Source organism: Allobosea sp. CER48 (assembly GCF_044752385.1).
GTDB lineage: Bacteria > Pseudomonadota > Alphaproteobacteria > Rhizobiales > Beijerinckiaceae > Allobosea.
In genome coordinates, this window is sequence record NZ_JBIWYK010000637.1 from 1 (window position 1) to 1,464 (window position 1,464).

1 protein-coding gene is annotated in these 1,464 nt (G+C 67.6%); it reads right to left on the reverse strand.

The window, feature by feature from the left end:
• Positions 1-63: 63 nt before the first annotated feature.
• On the reverse strand, positions 64-1,233 hold the full coding sequence (locus ACIPIA_RS16195; RefSeq protein WP_400511000.1) for an alpha-hydroxy acid oxidase: 1,170 nt from the start codon (positions 1,231-1,233) through the stop codon (positions 64-66).
• Positions 1,234-1,464: the final 231 nt, after the last annotated feature.

Consider the following 1,464-nt stretch of genomic DNA (forward strand, 5'->3'; position numbering starts at 1 on the left):
CCGTGGTGCGTGTCACGCCGCGTGGGCGGTTTCCGAGCCGGGCCTCCGGAGCAGCCGGCCCTGTCAGCTCGCCAGCCGCTTGATCGCGCCCGCGCGGCCACCGACGAGGATGCGCTCGTCGACATCCTTGATGTCGCGCAGCCCGCAGAGCGCCATGGTGACGTCGAGCTCCTTGCGGATGATGTCGAGCGCGGCGGTGACGCCCTGCTCGCCCATCGCGCCGAGCCCGTAGAGGAAAGCGCGGCCGATGAAGGTGCCCTTGGCCCCGAGCGCGATCGCCTTGAGCACATCCTGCCCCGAGCGGATGCCGCCGTCGAACAGCACTTCGATTCGGTTGCCGACCTGCTCGACGATGCCGGGCAGGGCCTCGATCGAGGAGAGCGCGCCGTCGAGTTGGCGGCCGCCATGGTTCGAGACGATGAGCGCGTCGGCGCCGCTCTTGGCGGCCATCTCGGCGTCTTCAGGGTCCAGAATGCCCTTCAGGATGAGCTTGCCGCCCCACTGGTCCTTGATCCACTTGATGTCGTCCCAGTTGAGCTGTGGGTCGAACTGGCTGGCGGTCCAGTTGGAGAGCGAGGACATGTCGGCGACGCCGGTGACATGGCCGACGATGTTGCCGAACTGCCGGCGCGGCGTGTCCAGCATCTTCAGGCACCAGCGTGGCTTGAAGGCGAGGTTGATCAGGTTGGCGAGGGTCGGCTTTGGCGGCGCGGAAAGGCCGTTGCGGATGTCCTTGTGGCGCTGGCCGAGGATCTGCAGGTCGAGCGTCAGCACCAGCGCCGAGCAGCCTGCCTTCCTGGCGCGCTGGATGAGACGGGCGATGAAGTCCCGGTCCTTCATTACATAGAGCTGGAACCAGAACGGTGCCTGGGTGTGGTTCGCCACGTCCTCGATCGAGCAGATGCTCATGGTCGACAGCGTGAAGGGCACGCCGGCCTTGGCGGCGGCCTTGGCCGCGAGGATCTCGCCATCGGCGTGCTGCATGCCGGTGAGGCCGGTGGGGGCGAGCGCGACCGGCATCGAGACCGGCTGGCCGATCATCTCGGAGGCCAGCGAGCGGTTGGTCATGTCGACGGCGACACGCTGGCGCAGCTTGACCTTGGCGAAGTCGGTCTCGTTGGCGCGATAGGTGCCCTCGGTCCAGGCGCCGGAATCGGCGTAATCGTAGAACATGCGCGGCACGCGGCGTTTGGCCAGAATGCGCAGGTCTTCGATGGTCAGGGGCTGGGCCATGTCTCGTCTCGCCGTTCGCTACCCGTCGATTGCTCCGGGCTGACTCGCATGACGACGGGCGTGGCGCAACCTCCTGAGCGGCGGGGCGGCCTGCGTCAGGAGACCGCCATGTAGCGGCCGGGCTTGTGGTTCATCGCCAGGATCGCGTTGATCACCACCGTCCCGACCACTGAGAGCGCGATCTTGTCGGGCGGCAGGACGAAGAGCGCGGCGACGAAGATCGCGCCGTCG